The organism is Paeniglutamicibacter sp. Y32M11 (assembly GCF_019285735.1).
GTDB lineage: Bacteria > Actinomycetota > Actinomycetes > Actinomycetales > Micrococcaceae > Paeniglutamicibacter.
Genome location: NZ_CP079107.1, coordinates 3750450 through 3768936 on the forward strand (window position 1 = coordinate 3750450; position 18487 = coordinate 3768936).

General features: G+C 58.2%; 14 protein-coding genes. 7 read left to right on the forward strand and 7 right to left on the reverse strand.

Features of this window, described 5'->3' with window-relative positions:
- Positions 1–144: 144 nt before the first annotated feature.
- A complete protein-coding gene (locus KUF55_RS16660) occupies positions 145–3297 on the reverse strand; it encodes a DUF3427 domain-containing protein (protein ID WP_218817358.1) in 3153 nt (1050 codons plus the stop codon).
- A gap of 381 nt (positions 3298–3678) precedes the next feature.
- On the opposite strand from KUF55_RS16660, the gene KUF55_RS16665 reads away from it, so the two are divergent.
- Positions 3679–4446, forward strand: coding sequence for an IclR family transcriptional regulator (locus KUF55_RS16665; RefSeq protein ID WP_218817359.1), 768 nt, complete (start codon positions 3679–3681; stop codon positions 4444–4446).
- A gap of 180 nt (positions 4447–4626) precedes the next feature.
- Here KUF55_RS16665 and KUF55_RS16670 read toward each other — a convergent pair whose 3' ends face one another.
- Together KUF55_RS16670 and KUF55_RS16675 are read right to left on the reverse strand one after the other, a co-directional pair.
- Entirely contained in the window at positions 4627–6201 is a 1575-nt protein-coding gene (locus tag KUF55_RS16670; RefSeq protein ID WP_218817360.1) for an AbgT family transporter, read from the reverse strand.
- Positions 6198–7460, reverse strand: coding sequence for a M20 family metallopeptidase (locus KUF55_RS16675; protein WP_218817361.1), 1263 nt, complete (start codon positions 7458–7460; stop codon positions 6198–6200). The genes KUF55_RS16670 and KUF55_RS16675 overlap by 4 nt, the downstream gene beginning before the upstream one ends.
- A 109-nt stretch (positions 7461–7569) precedes the next feature.
- Here KUF55_RS16675 and KUF55_RS16680 point away from each other — a divergent pair, with 109 nt between their 5' ends.
- The 5 genes from KUF55_RS16680 to KUF55_RS16700 all read left to right on the forward strand — a co-directional run bounded on the left by KUF55_RS16680 (position 7570) and on the right by KUF55_RS16700 (position 13233).
- Positions 7570–8577, forward strand: a complete 1008-nt coding sequence (locus tag KUF55_RS16680) for an Lrp/AsnC ligand binding domain-containing protein (protein WP_255557128.1) — start codon at positions 7570–7572, stop codon at positions 8575–8577.
- Between the two features lie 1034 nt (positions 8578–9611).
- On the forward strand, positions 9612–10850 hold the full coding sequence (locus KUF55_RS16685; protein WP_132360288.1) for an ammonium transporter: 1239 nt from the start codon (positions 9612–9614) through the stop codon (positions 10848–10850).
- A gap of 44 nt (positions 10851–10894) precedes the next feature.
- Positions 10895–11242: a P-II family nitrogen regulator gene (locus KUF55_RS16690; protein ID WP_132360291.1), complete on the forward strand. Its 348-nt coding sequence runs from the start codon at positions 10895–10897 to the stop codon at positions 11240–11242.
- A gap of 140 nt (positions 11243–11382) precedes the next feature.
- On the forward strand, positions 11383–12513 hold the full coding sequence (locus KUF55_RS16695; protein ID WP_218817362.1) for a tyramine oxidase subunit B: 1131 nt from the start codon (positions 11383–11385) through the stop codon (positions 12511–12513).
- A 273-nt stretch (positions 12514–12786) separates the two neighbouring features.
- Positions 12787–13233 carry a hypothetical protein gene (locus KUF55_RS16700; protein WP_218817363.1) on the forward strand — a complete coding sequence of 149 codons (447 nt, stop codon included), beginning with the start codon at positions 12787–12789 and terminating at the stop codon, positions 13231–13233.
- Between the two features lie 218 nt (positions 13234–13451).
- On the opposite strand, the gene KUF55_RS16705 is transcribed toward KUF55_RS16700, so the two are convergent.
- Both KUF55_RS16705 and KUF55_RS16710 read right to left on the reverse strand, forming a co-directional pair.
- Complete coding sequence (locus KUF55_RS16705) at positions 13452–14687, reverse strand: allantoate amidohydrolase (protein WP_218817364.1); 1236 nt, start codon at positions 14685–14687, stop codon at positions 13452–13454.
- A 51-nt stretch (positions 14688–14738) separates the two neighbouring features.
- Entirely contained in the window at positions 14739–15908 is a 1170-nt protein-coding gene (locus tag KUF55_RS16710) for an FAD-dependent oxidoreductase (protein WP_218817365.1), read from the reverse strand.
- A 128-nt stretch (positions 15909–16036) separates the two neighbouring features.
- Between KUF55_RS16710 and KUF55_RS16715 the strand changes: the two genes are divergently transcribed.
- Positions 16037–16903, forward strand: a complete 867-nt coding sequence (locus tag KUF55_RS16715) for a LysR family transcriptional regulator (RefSeq protein ID WP_218817366.1) — start codon at positions 16037–16039, stop codon at positions 16901–16903.
- Between the two features lie 158 nt (positions 16904–17061).
- On the opposite strand, the gene KUF55_RS16720 is transcribed toward KUF55_RS16715, so the two are convergent.
- A complete protein-coding gene (locus tag KUF55_RS16720; RefSeq protein WP_218817367.1) occupies positions 17062–17775 on the reverse strand; it encodes an SDR family oxidoreductase in 714 nt (237 codons plus the stop codon).
- Positions 17772–18308: a TetR/AcrR family transcriptional regulator gene (locus tag KUF55_RS16725; protein ID WP_255557129.1), complete on the reverse strand. Its 537-nt coding sequence runs from the start codon at positions 18306–18308 to the stop codon at positions 17772–17774. The genes KUF55_RS16720 and KUF55_RS16725 overlap by 4 nt, the downstream gene beginning before the upstream one ends.
- Positions 18309–18487 lie beyond the last annotated feature (179 nt).

Below are 18487 nucleotides of genomic sequence, written 5' to 3' on the forward strand. Positions count from 1 at the left end.
TCCTATGACTTAGTTCTTGATCCCGATCCTAACGGTTGGAATTGATAAGAGACGAAAAGAATTGGATCATGGAGATCGAGTTGGCGCACCGAGTTGTCCCGAAGCCCGATGGCTCTTTCGGTTTCTCACATCCAGACGACCGTTTCATCTGGCCACAGCATTCGCCGAGGTAAACACGCTGACCGGCATTTCGCGCTGAAACTTCCACGTGATGGCAATGGGTTTTGATCCTTCGTGCTTCACGTAGTCAACCGTACCCAAACAGGTGAACGGCATGACGAGGCCGTCAATGTCTTTCGCTGCGTCGCGGGTAAAGAGCAAGATGTGTGAATCGTGATCCTTCCTGTTCAGGTAGCGCTGGCCCGTTGGGCTGGTTGTACTGGTTGCGTTTTGTGATTCCCAATGGAATAGGCGGGAACTTATCGCATAGTCCTTGTACAGAGTGTTCGGTTTGTGGACCGCCTCATCCTTGTCCAGCGTCACGAACAGTGCATCGGTGCTCGCTTGCGGGCACCAGGCCACCCCTTCGCGGTGGTTGACGCCCTTGCCCTGCTCTAAGGAACCGTAGTCGAGGGCCGCGAGAATCTCCGATCGCCAGTAGGTGGCGTGCGAGTACAGCGGGAGCTGTTGCAGGCCGAGCGGCAAACCCTTCGGCGCATGCGAACCGCGAGCCACACCTCGGGCAAACGCTGCTCGTAATTCCTCGACAAGGTATCCGTGCGCGCGAATCCGGTCCAGCCCTTCGTCGTAGGAGAGGTACCCATTACCGTCGTCCCAGAATGTGTAGAACAGCATGCGCGCAAATATCTGCTCACGTTGATCCAACTCCGTGTATCGAGGGGCAGCCTGGTCCAAGAGGGCGGAATACGCATCGGCGCGCTCGGCGTCGTCAACGTGGAGGAACCGTGTGACTCGTTTAAGTAGTTTAAGTTCCTCATCTTGTTCATCAGCAGTGATGGCGACAATGCCCACTTCCCCGGGCGAGCGCGTGGAGATTAGGCCAGCACGACGGATGAGGTCCGTCCAGGAATCACCTGTTTTGCGGTAGATGTCTTTAACATCCCGGCCCGATTCTTCAAGATAGTCATCCAGTCCGAGCAACCCATAGGACTTGATCTCACGAACTAACGCCGGCTTATTCAACTTGAGCTGCGAGCGGATGTTCTCCAGCACAATGGTTCGCGCCACCCGGTCGAGCATGAGCTGACAACCCGATGGCAGCCCAGGTGCACCATCATCGATGATGCGTTCCAGCTTCTTGCGCGGCACATCCAACAGGGCACGGTACTTGACGTCGAAGCGGAACTCCCGGCGTTGCTGGCCGATAAAGTCCAACACCGTGAGCACTGCCTTGTCATCGGCCCGGCGCAGGCCGCGGCCTAGTTGCTGCAGGAAGATGGTTGAACTCTGCGTGGGACGGAGCAGGAGGATGGTGTCGATTTCCGGGACGTCGAGCCCCTCGTTGAAGAGGTCGACGGCGAAAATGCAGTTCAGTTCGCGGGCTCGGAGTTTGGCCAGCGCGCCCTCGCGTTCCTCGGTAGTTGAATTTCCCGACACCGCCACCGAAGGAATTCCGGCTTCGTTAAAGACCTTGGCCATGTAGTGCGCGTGCTGGACCGAGACGCAGAAACCCAGCGCACGCATCAAGGAGGTGCTGAGCACCTTGTCTCGAAGTTCGTTGATGATCTTCAGTGCGCGGATGTCGTTCCCGGTGTAAACGTTGCTGAGCTGTTCAAGGTCATAGGAACCTCGCTTCCATTCGATGGCGGTCAGGTCGACATCGTCTGCCACCCCGAAGTAGTGGAAGGGAACCAGCAGGTCGGCGTCCAGTGCATCCCACAGGCGTAGTTCAGAGGCGATCTTTCCGTCAAAGTAGGTGTCGGCAACGTTGATGCCGTCACCGCGTTCGGGTGTTGCCGTAAGACCCAGGAGTTCGATGGGCCTCAGGTGCTCAATAAGCCTGCGGTAGGAGTTTGCCTCTGCATGGTGGAACTCGTCGATCACCACAATTTCAAAGGCACGGGGTTTGATCTTGGCGAGTCCGAAGGCGGCCAGCGACTGGACGCTGGCGAACACATGTTTCCAGGCCTCCGGTTTTTGTCCGTCCACGAACAGTTCGCCGAAGGAACCTTTACCGAGGACCTTGCGGTATGTTTTGAGTGATTGCTCGAGGATTTCCTTGCGGTGCGCCACGAACAAGAGCGTAAGCTCCCGACCAGCGGCTTCGCAGAGGCGTTTGTAGTCCAGCGCAGCGAGCACGGTCTTACCCGTGCCCGTCGCGGCAACCACCAGGTTTCGATGTTCATTGCGGTTGGTACGGGCAGCCTCGAGTTCTTCCAGCATTTCCTTCTGGTGCAGCAGCGGAAGTACTTCCAGCCCTGTGGAACCGAGCATTCGTTCCGCCGTTGTTCCACCTGCCCGCTTCAACGCTGCGTCCAGGCGTTCGGCGTCAGTATCGGGATCGTAAGGAACGAAGGCGTCATCCTCCCAATAGCTGTCAAAGGTCAACGCAAACTTTTGCAACACCGCAGGAGTTGCTACGCCTGAGAGCCGCACATTCCATTCAAGTCCGTCAAGCAACGCCGGTCGGCTGAGATTGGAGCTTCCAACATATGCGGTGTCAAACCCGGAATTCCGGTGGAACATCCACGCCTTCGCATGAAGTCTCGTCGCATTGGTCTCGTAGTTAATACGAACTTCTGCGCCAAATCGACGAACCAGCTCATCGATGGCGTGGCGTTGCGTTGCGCCCATGTAGGTCGTGGTGATGACCCGTATCGGGATGCCGTAATCCTTAAGCGCTTCCAGCGATTCCGAAAGGAGCCGCAAGCCTTCCCACTTGATGAACGCACACAAGAGATCAACGCGGTCGGCTGAGGAGAGTTCGGCTCGTAGTTCAGCTGCCAGTTGCGGGTCTTCACGACTGTTCGTGAGCAGAGCAGCAGAGCTTAGTGACGTCTGCGGTCGTTTGAGCGACCGAGTCCGGAGCTCATCGTTGCGTTGTATCTCCATGAGTTTTTGGGGACCGGGGAGGACATCTTCTGTGTGCCCAACAAGTTCAAGAATTTGATTGGTCAGAGTGACCATCTGTACCGGTTCGAGCGACTCGAGACGAGCCTCAATTGCGCGCCCTAGAAAACGTGCAAGTTCACCTGGTGCTTCCTCGGCCTCCACAGACTCCACCAACCGCGTGAAACCGTGCAACGATGCCAATCGACCAGCCAAGTGATCGGTAATTAGACTCTCGAAAATTCCTTCACCCAAGTCGAACGGGCTATTCTGCCCAGGTTTGTCCATCTTGCCAGGCTACTCGAACTAGGTATCTGTTTGAGGGATCAACACTTGGGGCCAACGATCCTTACTCTCGAAGTTTCCGGTTCTAATTCTGGTGATTCATTGCAAGTGGATTGACTGACAAAAATTGCGCCACTGAGAACGTGTCCCCTTATGACCATCCCCCACCGCGACACCCGGGCACCAAAAATCAGAGGGTCAAATACGTTGAAAATTCAAGGAACCCTGATTACCAATCCAAAGAATTGAGTCATACCTATTATCGGGATGACGTCCCACTTTCAATAAATCAACTATAAGTCACATCACACCCCCGAATGCAACCCACGTCACACGATCTTGTATCGCGGCAGGTGAGTGCGGAAGTCATGCAAGACTTATTGCATGGAAAAACCGACCGGAGCCAAGACCCTCGAGCGTGGCCTTGATCTGCTGGACCACGTGGCAGCCGGCGTCGATCGGCTGGACGACATCGCTGCTGCGGCCGGCCTGAGCCGCTCCTCAACTCACCGCATGCTGACCTCTTTGGTAGCCGGGCGCTACCTCTCCCTGGGCCCGGATAACCGCTATCGACTCGGTCTCAAACTCATGGAACTCGGCGCCCAGACCCAGCGCAGCCTGAACCTGCCCGAGGAAATCCAATCCCGGCTGGCAGAGATCGCCGACGTCACCCGCGACACCACACACTTGGGCATTCTGGAGGCCGACGACGTCCTTTACCTGGCCAAGGCCCGCGGCAGCCGGGGCATCGAAATGGCCTCGCGCCCAGGCGGGCGATTGCGCGCGCAGAACACCGCGATGGGAAAGATGATCCTGTCCTTCCGACCCCGTGCCGAGGCGCTGACGCATTTTGACCCCACCGCCACCATCACCGATTTCTCGCTCAAGACCGTGGAGGACTTTGACCGCGAGATGAACCTGGTTCGCGAACGCGGCTATTCGCTGGATAACCAGGAAAACGAACTCGGCATCATCTGCGTGGCCATCCCCATTCCGGATCTGAGCGGCCAGCCCGTCGCCTCGATCTCGGTGTCGGCACCCAGCGTCTACATGACCGAGGAGCGAATCGCCTACCTCGTGGCGCTGTTGAACTCGCACGCGCCCCAGATCACCAGCTGCCTGCCGCCAGGGTTCAAAGACTCTTGGGAATAGCCGAAACACCGTCGAGGGCGTAGTTTTGCTGCCCTTCCCATTCTTCAGTGACCAACTATGAGATGCTCACAAAAATGCACCCCGTGCGGTCAGTAGGAACACGTTGTGTTCGCACCGACCACACCGGGTGCATTACGCAGCAATCGAAATGTTAGGTCGGAACGCTCGACCGGGACGTAATTATGGCTCCAGGAAGATGCCATTGCCCGGACCAAGCGGCAGATCCAGGAAGAAGAAGACACTCAGGATGCCTACCCACGCCAGCCAGAACGGGACCACAAAGGGCAACATCCGGGCGATAAGCGTCCCCAAGCCTGCCTGAGGTTCGTACTTTCGCAACATGGTGAGTAGGACGATCATGTAGGGGTTCAGCGGGGTGATGACCTGAGTTGCCGAGTCACCCACTCGGAATGCCCCCTGAATGAAGGCTGGTTCGTATCCAAGTAGTACAAACAATGGTACGAATACGGACGCCATCAGCGTCCACATCGCCGAGCCGGAGATAATGAAAAGGTTCAATAACGAGGCCAGCACAATAAAGGCGAGGATGGCCGGGTACCCGGTCAGGCCAATGGCTTCTAGGCCGGTTGCACCGGTCACGGCGATCCACTGTCCGATTCCCGACCAGTTGAACAGCGCGATGAACTGACCGAGGATAAACGCCAGGACCAAGAATCCAGCCATGTCCCGGATGGACTCACCCATGACCTTCGGGACATCACTTCCACGCTGAATGGTGCCGACCAATTTTCCGTAGACCAGGCCCGGAATCATGAACATGGAAAACACGATGAAGACGATCGAGCTCAGCAGGGGTGACTTGGGCAGGAAGCCGCCGTCCTCGTTACGCCACGGCGAATCCGGCACCAAGACGGCGACCAACATCAGCGCGGCCAGTCCAACACCAGCGGCCACCGAGAATTTCAGCGCCCGTGCTTCGCTCGGGGTCAGTTCCGGGTTAAGCGTCTCGGCCGCTTCGACCTCACTCCCTTCCGAATCGGTCGCCACCGTCGGCACACCCTGACGGGTCAACCGCGGCTCAAGAACTTTGTCGATGATAAATCCGGCCAAGAGCATCAGCACAAAGGAGGAAACGATGTTGAAGAAGAGGTTGGAGACCGGAGTGACAGCCGCCCCGGCGTTGGGCATGGTGTCGGTGACGGCGGTGGTAATGCCGGCAAAAAGGGCGTCAAGGCTGGTGACCAGGAAGTTCGTGGAATAACCGGCACCGGCGGCGGCGAAGCCGCCCAACAATCCCGCCACGGGGTGGCGTCCCGCCGCCTTGAAAACGAGTGCCGCCAGCGGCGGAATGATGACAAATGCCGCGTCCGCCATGATGGACCCGACCACCCCGACAACACCCACGGCGTAGGGCAACGCCCACCGTGGTGCAGAGCCAAAGGCCTTGCGGATCATCGCCGCAAGCATGCCCGACTTCTCGGCAACGCCCACGGCTAACAAGATGGGAAGCACCGTGGCCAGAGGCGGAAAGCCGAGGTAGTTGGTTCCAATGTTGGCGGTGAGCCAGCTCAACCCCTCGGGAGTGAAAAGTCCCCGAATCGCCGTGGCATCCGCGCTGCCGGGGAGCTGAACACTGACCTGCATCCAGGCCATCACGGTGGAAAGAACAGCCGTAATGGTGAAGAGAATCAGGAAGAGCATAAAAGGATTGGGCAGTTTATTGCCCACCTTCTCCACGCCGGTCAGGAACCTGTCCATCACCTTCGTAGGGCGTTGCTTGGTCAGAGTGCTCATTGATGGACCTTCACTGCGGTCGCCACAACGCGGCGTTCGTGGGCCAGCTGCTGAAGCCGGTTCTCCGCTAGCTGAGCATAAAGTGCAGCACCCTCGGCCAAGACCCCGTCGTCGAAGGACGCAAATGGGGAATGGTTGAATTGAACCGAATTCGGATCAACGCCGGGAGCCGCTGCACCCAGTCCGACAAATGCGCCCGGAACCAGGTTGAGCACCCGAGAGAAGTCCTCGGAGGCGGCCAACGGCTGCTTCATCTGGATAATGCGATCGGTGCCGAATAATTCGGCCGCGGTGTCCATGACAACCTGCGCCTCGGCATCGTTGTTGACGGTGGCTGGATATCGGGGCCGGAATTCGACATCGGCGTCCAGCCCGTGGGCGCGGGCGATCCCGCCGAGCAGCTGCGGGGCAAGACGCTTGAGTCGATCTCGGCTGACCTCCGAGAAGGTACGCACGCTGGCCTCGAAGTAGGCCGAATCGGGAATGATGTTTGACGCGGTCCCCGCCCGGAGCAAGCCAACGGTGATGACCACGGGGTCGAAGATATCGAACTGCCGAGTGACTGCCACCTGGAGGGCAGAGATCATCTCCGTGACGACGGCGATGGGGTCCTGAGCCTTGTACGGAGCGGAGCCGTGGCCACCGGTTCCCTGAACGGTAACGATCAACGTGTCCGAGGCAGACATCATGATGCCGGGACGAGTGAGGAAGTTTCCGTGGTCGGTCTGGCCGGAGAAGACGTGCATGCCGAAGGCGGCATCAACGCGTCGACCGGCAAGATCCAGGATCCCCTCATCAATCATGATGCCGGCACCGTTGCAGCCTTCCTCACCGGGCTGGAACATGAACACCACGTCGCCCGGCAGTTGACTCTGCCGCTCGGCGAGCAGCCGGGCGGCACCGGCGAGCATGGCGGTGTGGAGATCGTGTCCGCAGGCATGCATGGCACCGTCAATGCGCGATGAATACTGCACATTGGTGCGTTCCTGGACCGGCAAGCCGTCCATGTCTCCGCGCAACAACACCACGGGTCGATCGGAGGTGTTGGTTCCGGCAGCATCCGCCGTTCCGCGCAACACGCCGCCGATCGAGCTCAGCTGTCGACCGAGGGTGATCTCCAGCGGCAAGTCCTCGAGTTCGGTCAGTACCCGCTCTTGGGTTCGTGGCAAATCAAGCCCGATCTCGGGTTCCTGATGTAGTGCATGGCGGAGCCGAATCAACTCGGGTTCCAGCTGGCGCGCATTGTGCAGATGTGACATGGGTTTCCTTTGCGTGCTGTAGATCTACTTTCGGATGAGCGTATATGTTGGATGCTTGTGGGTCTCCGAGTCGCTGGAATCCTGCGCAACTACCGCGAAATATCGAAGAATGGTGCAGGTCGTACATGACATCGGACGTATCGGAAGAGGATCTGATGCTGATCCACGCGCTGCAAATTGCACCGCGGGTCAGCTGGAGCGATGCTGCACGGTGCTTGATTCGCATCCGACGACGTTGGCCGCGCGTTGGCAACGGCTTCGGGCCGCGGGGCTGGCCTGGGTCACGGCCAATGCCATCAGCACGTCCATGGAGTCGACGTTTTCCCTCTTCGACGTCGAATGCACGGTGACCGAACGTCACTCGGTCATCGATGAGCTGTGCGCCATACCCGAGGTGGTTTCGATCCTGGATTCCGCCAGCAACCGCGATCTGCTGTTGAAGGTGCAAACCGCCAACCTCGCCGAGCTGGGGCGCAAGATCGTGCCGATGTTGACTCGAATTCCGGGAATCACCAAGTACGAGGCCTCCATCTGCACTCGGGTACATTCCGAGGGTCACATTTGGCGCCTTGACGCATTGAATAGAAGCCAACAGGCCCAACTGGAGTCGCTGGCCGCCCCGATTACGGGGCCGCCGTACGTGCTCACCGCCTCCGATGAGGGCATGGTGAAGTGTCTGATTCGCGATGGACGGGCCAGTTCCACTCAGATCGCGCGCGAAATCGGAATGCACCCCACAACGGTAAGTCGGCGGTTGAACCGCATTCTGGCCAGTGGCGTGTTGTCGTTCCGCTGCGAGTTGTCGCAGTTGGATTCCGCGTTTCCGGTGAGTTGCCAATGGTTCGCTGTGGTCCCGCCGGGACAACACCAACAGGCAGCGGAGATATTGCGGTCCTTTCGAAATCTGCGTCTTTGCGCTTCCACCACCGGGACGACAAATTTCACGTTTGTCCTCTGGCTTCGCTCCGTGGCGGAGGTTATGGACGTCGAGCTGGCGATCTCCGAGCGCATTCCGGAAATTCGGTTTGCCGAGAGCGCCGTGGCGTTGGCGTACCCGAAGCGCGTGGGTTGGCTGTTGGATGAGAACGGCAGAGCCACCCGCGGCGTGGTGACCTGATTTCTGTGGGCTTCCCAAAGGGCGCTCATACAACTTTGCAGGAAGGTCATTGCTCATCTGCGAGGTAGCCTTCACTTTTCATGCAGGGCATGCGGCCATGCTGGTGGATGTGCGGTGCGACTATTGCGCTGAAGACGTGCAGAGGATCATCCGGTGCACCTAAGTGTGTTGGTGCGGGCGGGATGTTCCCGGTTAGGAATTCGGCCTAGCGACGTGGTCTCGGGGATTGAGGCACCTCCCGAATCTTTGCTGATGTGCGTTCGGGAATAACAGTCTCAGTACCCGGAGCCGCCCTAACAACCGGTAGGCCGGCGCAACTCTCTCGATTTTCGATGAGCGTTGCCCTGCGAACTATGAGATCAACACTCTGCAAAAATAGAGAATGGCGCAAAATTCAACGCAATGTTTGTGAGGTTTATTTAACGTTTCGTCACGCATAGTTGAAATCAACCTACGGCATCATAGTGACCCAAGCCGCCTCGCCATCGAACCACGAGGCGCATCATTACTACCAGTAAATCGTCAACCACATATTCGCGTCCAATACTTTCTGTGTCGCTACAATTAGCAAGCCGCTAAGAATGAGAAATGACGCGCACTACTTCGAACGAGGGCGCAGTGCCTACCATCGCACCGCTCCTATGGCGGTAACCCGGCTTCCCAAGACGAGCAATTTATTTGAACATCAGCGCCATTTGACTTGGCAAAGCGCAGTTCACCAAGAAATTCCACGGGCATCAAAATCCCCGACGAGTTGCCGCTCGGTCCGGGGAAAAGCTGTGTGCCAAACAAAAAAGCCTACCGCGCGATCAGCTGAAGACCACGCGCTGCGTACAACTACGCGAACCACCCTCGAACCGTCAACCTAAATTCACGAGTCGCTCTTCGGATGTCGATGAATTTACATTCCAGAAATAATCATCAGAACTTTCCGTGCTGATTATTCTGCACGAAACAAATCGGAAAGACGCGCGGCATCCGGCCTCGATAGGTTGTTCTTACTCGCACAGAATTTCTTGGGAAGGGAGCAACACATGGAACCCGCAGATATCGCATGGATACTGACAGCCATCGCTTTAGTTCTACTCATGTTCCCCGGCCTCGCCATGCTCTACGGCGGAATGCTTAACGGACGGAACGTCCTGAACATGGTCTTGATGGTCATGAGCTCGCTGGCAGTCACAGCAGTTGTATACGTGATCATCGGACACGGTCTGGTGTTGGGTGACTCAGTAGGAGGCGCAGGGATCATCGGCAACCCCTTCGAGTACTCGTTCTTCACTTCCTTCATGGAAGATGACGGAAGTGGCGGACCGCTCTGGGGCGCCTTCTATATTCTTTTCGCAGGAATCAGCGTCGCGCTGGTTGCTTCCGGCGCTGCCGGTCGCATGAAGTTTGGTTCTTGGCTTGTCTTTGTGGCCCTGTGGGTAGTACTCGTCTATGGGCCGCTCGGCCACTGGGTGTTCGCCTTCTCGAATGAAGAAACAGGAGTTGTTGGCGGTTGGATGCGCAACCAGCTCAAGCTGCACGACTTCGCCGGCGGCACCGCAATTCACCTCAATGCGGGTGCCGCAGGCTTGGCGCTGGCCATGGTCCTTGGCCGCCGCAATGCTCCCGCCGGGCGTCCACACAACCTCCCACTGATGCTCGTGGGTGTCGCTCTGATCGCCACCGGTTGGATCGGGTTTAACGGCGGCACCGCCGGTGGCGCCAACTTCCTGGCCCAGTACGTCGTCCTGACCTCGATCCTGTCATTGGCTGGTGGCATCCTCGGCTTCATCGCGATTGAACGGATCCGTGATGGCCACGCCACCATGCTTGGAGCCGGAACCGGCGCCATCGCGGGTTTGGTAGGCATCACGCCAGTGGCCGACGCCGTTGGACCGGTCGGCGCACTCTTTGTCGGCTTCCTCGCCTCGGCAGCAGCCGCCTGGGCCATCACGTGGAAGCGCCGCCACAAGATCGATGATGCACTGGACGTCTTTGCCATCCACGGCATTGCCGGCATCACCGGTTCACTCTTCGCGGTCTTCCTGGCCAACGCTGCGGCACCTGCCGGATTCAGCGGCATCCTGCGCGGCGGCGAGATGGATCTGCTGTGGCGTGAAGGCCTGGCTCTGATTGTCACCATGGTTTACAGCTTCGCCATGACCTACGCGATTGCGTGGACCATGAACAAGATTGTTCCCATCCGTGTCAGCGTTGAGGAGGAGGAACTTGGTCTTGATCGAGCCCTCCATGTCGAAACGGCCTATGAAGGCCGCACCTTCTAGAATCCCACCCACAGCATCGAACACCGAGTGAGAGACATCAAATCATGAAACTCATTACCGCAATCATCAAGCCCATCCGGGTGGAAACCGTATCCAAGGAATTGGAGAAGGCCGGCTTTACCGGACTGAGCGTTAGCGAGATGCAGGGCCGCGGCGCCCAGGCCGGACGCATGGAGTACTACCGCGGCCAAGCCTTCGCCGTGGAGTTCCGCACCAAGATGTGCATCGAGCTTCTGGTCGCCGAGAAAGACGTCGACAAGGCCATCGACGTGATTGTTGCCAATGCCCGTACTGGGGATGCCGGAGCGATCGGCGACGGCAAGGTCTGGGTCACGCCGGTTGATCGCGTGGTGCGCGTACGCACCGGCGAAGAAGGCGAAGCCGCAATCTAGGTTTCATCCCCACATTCCTGTTGCGGCGGCGCGCCGGATATCCCAACCGATTGGCCGCCGCAGCAGTTCCACTACTTTCCATCTTTACCTTGCCCAGCGACGGGCCAGATTTGCTACGTGTCTTGAGAAAGGACCCCATCATGACCAACATCGACTTCCGCTACTTGAGCGAAGCAGACATGATCGAAGCTGGCGTCACCGACATCGCCCGCTGCGTTGATGTCATGGAAGAAACCCTCGTGCTGATGCGCAAGGGCGATTACATGATGGCCGGAGAGAACGGCAATTCCCACGGTGCCATGATCACCTTCCCGCAGGTCCCGCAGCACGCAGGCATGCCAGAGGATGGTCCGGACCGTCGTTTCATGGCCATGCCCGCCTACCTCGGTGGACGCTTCAACACCACCGGCGTGAAGTGGTACGGCTCCAATGCCGAAAACCGCAAGAAGGGGTTGCCTCGCTCCATTCACCTCTTCACCCTGAATGACACCGATTCCGGTGCCCCGCTGGCGATCATGAGTGCCAACCTGCTCTCCGCCTACCGCACCGGTGCCGTCCCGGGTGTTGGCGTGAAGCACCTGGCCAGGGAAGACTCCGAAGTTGTTGCAGTGGTTGGCCCCGGTGTCATTGCCAAGTCCGTCATCGATGCAACGCTGACGCTGCGCCCAGGCATCCACACTGTAACGATCAAGGGACGCAGCACCTCCGGTGCCGAGACCTTCGCCGCGTATGTCAAGGACAAATACCCGCAGATCACCACCGTTGAGATTGCCGACTCCATTGAGGCCGCAATCGCCAACGCAGACATTGTCATCGCGACCACCACAACCGACATTGCCGGCTCCGATGCCTTCCCATACTTCCCCAAGCACGCAATCAAGCCCGGAGCTTTGTTGTTGCTGCCGGCAGCGGCACGCTTCGATGATGACTTCATCATCAACGACGCCCGCCTGATCCTTGACGCCCGTGGTCTCTACAATGCATGGGCCGAAGAGTACCAAGCCGAGGCCTACCAGCTGTTGGGTATTCCCGGCACCCACTTCCACGACTTGATGCGCGCGGGCAAGCTTGATGAATCCAAGCTCGAGGAAATCGCCGATGTTGCCACCGGCGCCATTCCGGCCCGGCGCAATGACGAGGAGATCATCCTCTACTCGGTCGGCGGCATGCCGACCGAAGACGTCGCCTGGGCCACCGAGCTTTACCGCACCGCCGAGGAGAAGAACATCGGCCAGGTGCTGAACCTCTGGGCAGCACCGGTCATGGCGTAGTCCCCCACATATTCGAAGGGTTCGTGCATCCCGTGGTGTGGTGCACGAACCCTTCGTGCTTTTCAGTCGACTCGACCATTAGTTGGCATGCGGCCGCCGAAAGGACATCCCCCGTGATCCATCGGCGAAGCACCCCCGAGTATTCCGGGATCAACTTTGTTGTTGGTGGCCAATTGCCTTATACGAGACCTTCGAACATATACCCCGTCATATTTATATTGGTCGAACAACCACAAATAACTTTGTGTCGTAAGCGTGTGCCAAGATTCGATTATGAAAAGAATCCTCACGCCACTCGTTCTCGCTTTTGCACTCACCCTGACTGCTTGCGGTGGAACAACTGCCACGCCGACCGTTGCTACGGATGACAAACCCGCCGAGGAGACACAAACGATTCCCAATCTGGCTGGCAAATGGAAGCAGAGTAACTCCGCCAGCGAAGATTCCTACCAGCACGCCACGATCACCGACGACACGATCACTGTGGAGTGGGTTTCCGATGGTGGCGATACGACCTCTACGTATTGGATCGGAACATTTAAAGCTCCGACGGACGCGACAGCGCCCTATGTGTGGTCATCCAAGCGGGATGTGAAAGCCACCGAATCAGCACTTCTAGCATCTAATGATGACACCAAAGAATTTACCTATGATGGCGAAACCATCAGCTACAAAGTTACCGCGCTTGGAACCACGACCAAGGTTGAGCTCAAGAAATAGGTTCACCCCCATTAACTTGAGAAGCCCCCATCGAGCTTGAGCTCGATGGGGGCTTGACTCTTGCCACAGCAACTGTGCATCGGATTTTCCTCCGAAAATTTCCGGACTCCCATGGGCGTCACCCCCCTGCACCGGTAGGAACTACGCGGGTCAAAAAGAAGCAAGAGTCAGTCGCTCAGTCGACTGTCCCTTCCGTAAATTCCACCGTCAACCCGAGGCTAATTCAGCATCCCCGCCAGGGCATCGGCGAGCGCAGCCGCCCCGACTTCGGCGTCAGCGTCCTCAACGTATTCTTCGGGGGAATGGGAGATGCCGCTCGGGTTGCGCACGAAGATCATGGCGCTGGGTACGTGGGCTGCGAGCACTCCGGCGTCGTGGCCGGCTCCGGTGTCCAGTACCGGAGCGTGCATCAGCGATCCTTGGAGGCGTGCAGTCAGCGATGCATCAAAGGTGACGGTGGGGCTCAGTGATTCCTGGTTCAGGCTCAGTTCGCAACCTTCGGATGCTGCAAGATCTAGGGCGGTGTCGTGGATGCGTTGAATCAGTGCTGCGGTGATCGCATCATCCGGGTGGCGGACATCAAGCCAGAAGTTCACGGCAGAGGCAATCACGTTGGTGCCGCCCGGTACGGGTTCGATTCGTCCGACCGTTGCGCGAGCGTGAGGCTGATCGCGGGCGATGTTTCGAATGGTTACCACCATTTGGGCTGCTGCCACCATCGGGTCCCGGCGCCCCGCCATGAGCGTCGTTCCAGCATGGTTGCCTTGTCCGGTGATGCTTAGGCGCCAGCGACCGTGGCCCAGAATCGAACCGCCAATGGCCACCGGGTGATCCAGCTCCCCCAGCCCGAGTCCTTGTTCCACGTGCAACTCAACAAAAGCGCCGATGTGAGCCAGACGTGTGGGGTCAGGTCCCATGAGCCGAGTGTCGAGTCCGTTGGCCCGCGCCACATCGGCAAAGGTGGTGCCATCTTGATCCCGCAGGTTCAGTGCCTTCTCCAGCGTGATGGCACCGGTCATCAATCGTGTCCCGAGACAGGCCACACCAAAGCGCGATCCTTCTTCTTCCGGGAAAACCACAATCGCGAGTGCCTTGGTGCGTTCTTGCACCCGGGACTTGAGCAGGTCCAGCGCCACCAGTGCGCTGGCAACACCGAGCGGTCCGTCGAAGGGACCACCTCCGGGAACCGAATCCAGGTGGCTACCGGTGACCACGGCATCGGTGCGGTCCCCCGTTGGAAGATCCCACCAAGCCCACAGGGCCCCATTGCCATCTTGCTCCACACTCAGACCGCGGCTCTGTGCCTGTTCGATAAACCAGTCGCGTAGCTCGATCTCCGCGTGGGAGTACACGGGGCGGGTGTATCCCCCGCGAAGTGCGTCCCGTCCCGTTTCCGATATCTGGCCCATGAGTCCGGTGACGGTACTCAGCGTGGTGGTGTTGGACTGCTGCATGAATTCTCCCGGGATGATGATGTTGAGCAAGGCTGCGGTGGCAGTGTTTGGTTAGACCAGCAGGCTTGCGGCCCGTGATCCCGGGCGGAAGATCTGCGGCACACCCGCAGCTCCGGTGGCCAGATCTGCTGCCAAGTCACCGAGCAGCGGGGCAAACTTGGCACCGTGCCCCGAGCAAGGGGACATGATGGTGATGCCGTTGGTTTCATCAAGGATGAAATCTTCGGTGGGTGTGCTGGTGAAGATGCAGGTGGTTTCCGCATAGGGCACTGGAATCAGACCCGGGAGGAAGGTCTTCACGTAATTGATCACGCGCTCGCGGTTAGCTGCGCTGACCACACCATCCTGTTCCGAGGCGTCCTTCATAATGCGTCCACCCTTGTATTCGGCAACCTTCTGACCACGGAAGTCTGCGTCACGGCCTCCCGGCAGTCCGTAGGACTGGAACTCGGCTGCCTTATGGATGTAGGTGGGCCACACGGCCATGGACTCCGGGTCAGAATCTGCATAGGGGAAGTGGAAGGCTTGCTCTTGGAAGACCTCAAAGGAGGGAATTCCCGAGATAAACCCGCTGGGCAGCGACAGGTTACCCAACAGCTGCGGCAGCCAGCCACCGGCGGCAACGACGACCTTGGCGCAATCTTGGGTTCGGCCGTCTTCGGCGTGGATCCGGTACCCGGTGGCGGTGGATTCGATACTTTTCACCGGCCAGTTGTTTTCCACGCGTGCTCCATGTTTTTTGGCCTGAGCAACCATCGCCAAGACCGACGCCTCGGCGTCGATGACACCGGCCCCCGGCTGCCACAAAACCTCGGTATCAAAGGCTATGCCAGCAAATCGTTCGCGTGCCTCGGCAGCCCCCAACAGCTCATGTTCGATACCGACCTGCTCTAAAATGTTGGCCAGATTGCGAGGATCGCGGGTCGGTCCGTAGTCAACGGCCCCCACGGGGTTGATCAGCTGGGTGCCTACGATCGCTTCCAGTTCGTCCCAGCCAGATTTCGCCTGTTTCACCAGATCCGCGTAGAACGGCTCGGGGTAGGCGTAGCGGAAAATGCGCGCCGAGCCGTGGGAGCTGCTCGTGGCATTGGCCGGGGTGGTTCGCTCCAGCAGTGTGACCTCATATCCGCGCTGAGCCAACTTCCATGCTGCGGCGGAACCGGCGAGGCCCGCCCCGATGACGACGTATTCCGATGTGTCACGTGGTGTCTGCTGGCTCATGAAAACTCCTAGGATCACTGTGCGGCTAGCTCGTTTGCCGCTCCTAGGTTCAAGTAATCCACAAAATTCCTATCTGCGTCCAATATCATTCGCATGCATATTGTTCGTGATCGTGAAAGAATGTGTACATGGAACTTCGACAATTGCAGTACTTCCTTGTGGTGGCGGACGAGCTTCACTTTGGCCGGGCCGCCGAATTGCTCTCGATGTCTCAACCCCCACTGACGGTGGCGGTAAAAAAGTTGGAAAAAGAACTTAACGTGCTTCTTTTTGACCGCTCGACACGCAGCGTGAAGCTGACTGCGGCCGGGCGGATGTTCCGCGACGGACTCACCCCCGTCCTCGCCGATTTGGGTCGCGTGGTTTCCGAAGTCTCCGAAGTTAACACCGGTATCCGCGGCAAACTGACCATCGGCTTTGTCAGCTCGGCCAGCTATACGGTCATACCCGAAGCGGTGCGTCTTTTCCGCGAACGTCGCCCGCTGGTGGAGCTGGCGCTGAATCCCGTCACCACCGATGAACAAGTCGACCTGCTGGTTGAAGGTCGACTGGACATCGGTATCCTGCGCGACCCGATGCGCCTACCCGGTATGAATCTGGAACAGATCCATACCGAACCCCTGGTCCTCGTGCTACCCGAGGCCCATCCTTTGGCGGCGCTGACCACGGTATCTGTTGACGACTTCGCAAGGGAAAACTTCATTCTCTTCCCCTATAAGCACATGAGCGGGTTCTTCTCCGTGGTGCACTCACTCTTCGACGGCCACGGACAGCCGAAGATTGTGGAGCAGGCCATCCACCAAGAGACCATTCTGGGTCTGGTCGCAGCGGGGCTGGGCATGTCGATTTTGCCTGCCTCGGTCGCCCGCTTCCAAATGCCCGGTGTCGCCTTCAGGCCCATCACCTCCAACCCGCAGAGCATCTTGTACATGGCGCGAGGTTCGGCGAACCCGGCGGCAGAGGCCTTCATGGATTGCCTGCGCGAGGTGCAATAAAAGCTGAATTTCGCCCTCGAGGTTGGCAAGAACGAATCCCGGCAATCTCAGGGCCGATGGACGACGTGAAACTCACCAGATACAAGAGCCCAGGGTGATCGAGCAAGCTCCAACTTCGACAGCGACCTCACCGAAGATTTGGTGTTTTACCCTGCCAATTACACGGAACGTGAGGCTCCACCGTCGACTCGAATGTTTTGGCCGGTCATGTAACTGGCTTCATCACCCGCAAGGAATCGAACGACCCTGGCCACTTCCTCAACGCCAGCTGCCCGACGTAGCGGGATCTTCTGAGTCCATTCGGGAGGAACCGTGCTCGGATCATCCTTGGTATACCCCGGAAGGACGTTGTTCATTCGAATGCCCTCCGGTCCGTACTCGTCCGTATAGAGCTTGGTGAACGACGCCAGCGCAGCACGGAAGGTCGCAGAAATCGGGTATCTCAGATTTGGTTCAAATGGCGAGCTCGTCGAGATGTTAACAATGGTTCCTCCGTTTGCTGCTTGGAAGTGCGGCGTAATGATGCGGCACATACGCACAACATTCATCAGGTAGAGATCCAGGCCTTCCGCCCAATCACTATCGCTCAGCGCCAAGACGGGACCGGATGCTGCGTGCCCGGAGCTATTGATGACGGTATTGATGTGGCCGTACTCAGCAAGCGCCAGATCCACGATGGCCTGCAAGTCCGAAGTCGACCGGTTCGTCCCTTCAAGCCCTACCCCACCAAGCTGCTCGGCGAGGGCTTTTGCACTTCCGGAAGGCGACAGTGCTGCAACTTTGTATCCACTTGTTGCTAATTCACTAAGAACTGCAGCCCCGATGCCAGAACCACCGCCAATAACTACTGCGACTTTTTGATCACTAGTCACTTCGCTGCCCCATTGGAAATTTTTTCGACTTGCCTGTCGATAAGAGCGGCCACGGCCGAAGCTGAAAGATCCGCGAACTCCAAGAAATCGATGTCGTCGCCCGCTGATGCCGCGATATAGAAGCCGTCGGTCAACGCGCGACCAAGAACCACCATTTTTCGACCGAACTGCGGATCGTCAGCCAACACAATGTCTGGGATCTGGGGCTCAACTCGCGCGACCATCAGTTCGAACATCTGCTTTCGCACTTCGAGGTACCTCTCGCGGGCTGCATTGCCCGTCAGGCGTTTCTCGAGCGCGAAGAGCAGGGCAAGAATCCAGAACGCTTCGGTCCTGTTCTCCGGGTCAACAGATCCGCCTGCCGATCCGGCAATACTCCGGCGGAGCAGGTCGCGGTTTGTCGGACCGGTATGGTCGATTTTCCATTTTTCAAAGCAAAAATCGATCAATTCGGAGAAAAGCTGTTCCTTGTTGCTGAAATGCCAATAGACGGATCCGATGGGCAATCCAGACAAACGCGCGACCTCAGCCATTGTGGTGCCTTCGTATCCCGCCGTCACCGCTAGTGTCAGCGCTGCATCGAGGATGGCTCGTTCGTTCCCGGGAGTGCTCTGATGCGCATTAGTTCTCCTAGCCACGGCTTACTCCTTCACTTCGCTACCAGCATTAGTACCCCTTGACGATACTCCACGCTGAGATGGCAGGTTTCGAT

Excerpts from the sequence above, each read along its gene's own strand:
- KUF55_RS16660 (WP_218817358.1), bottom strand. The coding sequence starts at position 3,297 with ATGGACAAACCTGGGCAGAATAGCCCGTTCGACTTGGGTGAAGGAATT.
- KUF55_RS16665 (WP_218817359.1), top strand. The coding sequence starts at position 3,679 with ATGGAAAAACCGACCGGAGCCAAGACCCTCGAGCGTGGCCTTGATCTG.
- KUF55_RS16670 (WP_218817360.1), bottom strand. The coding sequence starts at position 6,201 with ATGAGCACTCTGACCAAGCAACGCCCTACGAAGGTGATGGACAGGTTC.
- KUF55_RS16675 (WP_218817361.1), bottom strand. The coding sequence starts at position 7,460 with ATGTCACATCTGCACAATGCGCGCCAGCTGGAACCCGAGTTGATTCGG.
- KUF55_RS16680 (WP_255557128.1), top strand. The coding sequence starts at position 7,570 with ATGGTGCAGGTCGTACATGACATCGGACGTATCGGAAGAGGATCTGAT.
- KUF55_RS16685 (WP_132360288.1), top strand. The coding sequence starts at position 9,612 with ATGGAACCCGCAGATATCGCATGGATACTGACAGCCATCGCTTTAGTT.
- KUF55_RS16690 (WP_132360291.1), top strand. The coding sequence starts at position 10,895 with ATGAAACTCATTACCGCAATCATCAAGCCCATCCGGGTGGAAACCGTA.
- KUF55_RS16695 (WP_218817362.1), top strand. The coding sequence starts at position 11,383 with ATGACCAACATCGACTTCCGCTACTTGAGCGAAGCAGACATGATCGAA.
- KUF55_RS16700 (WP_218817363.1), top strand. The coding sequence starts at position 12,787 with ATGAAAAGAATCCTCACGCCACTCGTTCTCGCTTTTGCACTCACCCTG.
- KUF55_RS16705 (WP_218817364.1), bottom strand. The coding sequence starts at position 14,687 with ATGCAGCAGTCCAACACCACCACGCTGAGTACCGTCACCGGACTCATG.
- KUF55_RS16710 (WP_218817365.1), bottom strand. The coding sequence starts at position 15,908 with ATGAGCCAGCAGACACCACGTGACACATCGGAATACGTCGTCATCGGG.
- KUF55_RS16715 (WP_218817366.1), top strand. The coding sequence starts at position 16,037 with ATGGAACTTCGACAATTGCAGTACTTCCTTGTGGTGGCGGACGAGCTT.
- KUF55_RS16725 (WP_255557129.1), bottom strand. The coding sequence starts at position 18,308 with ATGGCTGAGGTCGCGCGTTTGTCTGGATTGCCCATCGGATCCGTCTAT.